This is a genomic window from Streptomyces torulosus, assembly GCF_001419765.1.
Classification (GTDB): Bacteria; Actinomycetota; Actinomycetes; order Streptomycetales; family Streptomycetaceae; genus Streptomyces; species Streptomyces torulosus.
Genome location: NZ_LIRK01000081.1, coordinates 1 through 2,561 on the forward strand (window position 1 = coordinate 1; position 2,561 = coordinate 2,561).

Annotated in this window: 2 protein-coding genes; both read right to left on the minus strand. The window is 73.3% G+C overall.

What is annotated here, in order from left to right; genetic code table 11:
- Nucleotides 1-386: 386 nt before the first annotated feature.
- On the minus strand, nucleotides 387-1,739 hold the full coding sequence (locus tag AOK23_RS06925) for an MAB_1171c family putative transporter (RefSeq protein ID WP_055711860.1): 1,353 nt from the start codon (nucleotides 1,737-1,739) through the stop codon (nucleotides 387-389).
- A 35-nt stretch (nucleotides 1,740-1,774) separates the two neighbouring features.
- Nucleotides 1,775-2,518: a toxin-antitoxin system, toxin component gene (locus AOK23_RS44590; protein WP_079049345.1), complete on the minus strand. Its 744-nt coding sequence runs from the start codon at nucleotides 2,516-2,518 to the stop codon at nucleotides 1,775-1,777.
- Nucleotides 2,519-2,561: the final 43 nt, after the last annotated feature.

The following is a 2,561-nucleotide window of genomic DNA, read 5'->3' on the forward strand; positions in this document are numbered from 1 at the left end:
GCGGTCCGGCACAACTGTCGGCACTGGCAGTACTGGTGGTACTCGTGGTCTCCATCACCGTCATGCCCTCCACGCTAAAACCTTGGAGTGGGCTCCAAGCAAGCGAATACGGTGAGAAAACATGAGGACGTGACGTGGGCCCGCTGGCCAGTGCTGTGACTGGAAAGGTTTGCCGGAAAGCTCGCGGCGTCCGGTGCGGTGCCTCGCAAGGCGGAGCATGACCCGCGTACTGGATGTACTCGGGTCATGCGACAACGCCGCGAGGTGCCGTGCCGGGCGTCGCGAGCCGGTGAACCTTTCCGGTCACAGCACTAGACGGCCCGTCGGCACCGCACGTCCGTAGACGGCCCGTCGGCCCACCCGTACCTCGGTGGGCCGGCGGGCCGTCACTCGTGCGCGGACACGCTGCTCTCGGTGGCGGAGGCCGCCGGGTCCGCGGGGGCGACGGGACCCGCCGAGCCTGCCGATCCGGTCTGGCCGGTCGCGAGGGTGCGGACCTCCTCGATCTCCGCGGGGCGGCGCAGCGCCCGGGAGACGGCGTCGATGTCCTGGAGGAGGTCGGTGAGGTCGGAGGAGACGGTGAACTCGGGGTAGGCCGTGCGGCCCGGACCGGCCGTGAGGTCGGGGAAGATCAACGGGCCCGACGTCAGGGAGACGGCAGGCGGCCCTGGGGCGGGCGACGCCTTCCGAGCGGCCAGCGCGTCCTGGATCGTCACCGCGGCGGCCAGCGCCCGTGCCCGGCCGGGACCGTGACCGAGGGCGAGGGCCCCGGCGTAGGCACGGCGATGCAGATCGTCGTCGAAGTGGCGGGTCAGCTGGAGCAGGGCGTCGCGGATGAAGGTCTCGCGGCGGGTGAGGCGCAGCTCCGCCGTGGCGCGCAGGGCGAACGGCACCCCGGAGCCGCTGACGCTCCGGGTGAGCAGGTACAGGGGCCGCAGCCGCCAGTGGCTCACCCGGACCCGCCAGCGTTCGTGCAGGTACTGGCCGCCGTGCGGCAGGATGAACCCGACCGCGATGAAGATCGCCGCCACGGCCACCACCGGCGGCGCCACATGGGTGCTCAGCCAGTCCAGGTCGTGGCCCGTCCAGCGGGCGACCAGCGCCGTCAGCTTCGAGGCGTCGTACACCAGATTGAGCGCGTAGCCGATGCCGAGCGCCTTCAGACCGCCGCGCAGCCACAGGTCCAGGCCCTGGGTGCGGACCCAGCTGCGGATCAGATGACAGGTGATCAGGCAGGCCGCGGTGTGGGCGGCGAGGTAGAGGAGGATCTCCTCGCGCATGAAGGGCGTGGTGGCGTAGTACGTGTCCAGGTCGCGCAGCCGCTCCTGGGGGACGTCCGCCAGCGCGAACAGCACCCACAGGACCACGATCACCGCCGCGTACACGCTGACGACCCAGCGCATGGCGCGGCGGGTCGTCGGGGAGCGGTCCGCCGGGCCGTTGCGCCAGGCGACGATGAGCAGCAGACAGGCCGCGCAGTACGCGGTGATCAGCGAGTACACCCAGGGCGCGGCGACGTTCGGCACGCCGACGACCCGGTTGGTCCAGGCGATCACCGACGGTACGGCGAACAGGAACACGCTGCACGCGAGCAGCAGCAGACCGCCGACCGCCCGCAGCAGCGGGTCCTTCCACAGCTTCACGATGCTGGGCAGCTTGATCACCAGCGCGGCCGTCAGGACGGCCGTGGGGATCCAGAACGAGATGTACAGCCCGCCGAAGAAGTCTGCGGGGCTCATGGCACCGGTCGTGGCCGCGGACACGGTGGCCCCCCTCATCCGCGCGGCCCGCGGTAGCCGAGGGACGCCTGGAGGGCCTGCCGCACCGAGTCCGCCCGGTCGGCCGGAACGGCGGGGGCCGGGGCGCCAGGAGCCTGGCTGTCAGGGGCCGGCGTGTCAGGGGTCGGACCGGCGGGGGCCGGACCCGTGGGGCCGCCGTGCCCGGTGTCCACCCAGGGGCGCAGGACGGTGGCGAGCCGGTGGCCGAAGTCCTCGGCCTCCTGTTCGGCCGAGGCATGCGAGCCGTTGCGCGCGGCGACCCCGAGGGCGGACCCGGGCCAGCCCGGCCCACCGGACAGCGCGAACGCGGCGGCGTCCGCGCCCGGCACCCGGTGGTGGCTGTGCCCGGTGTGCAGATGCCACAACTCATGCCCCAGGATCACCAGTTGCTGGACGGGAGCGGCCCGCTCCTCGACGATCACCAGGTCGAAGTCGGGGAACTCCATCCACAGCCCCGTCACCTCTATCTCGTCCGGGAACCGCTCGAACCGCAGCTCCACCGGCCGCCCGCCGCGCCGCGCGCTCATCTCCGCGCACAGCGCCGCCCCCAACTCCCGCACCCCCATGGGGCCGTCCAGCCGCGCCCGGACCGCCTTGGCGAGCCCGGCGGTCAGCCTGCGCCGCTCGGCGGCGGACCGGGCGGGCAGCAGCGCGGCCCGTACCCGGCCGAGGACACCGGTGGCCGAGGCGGCCCCGGTCGACCCGCGCGGCCGTGCGCCGCCCGATCCACGACGGCTCATTTGCCGGGCTCGCCAAGGCGGTCCGGGCGCGGCTGGACGGCCC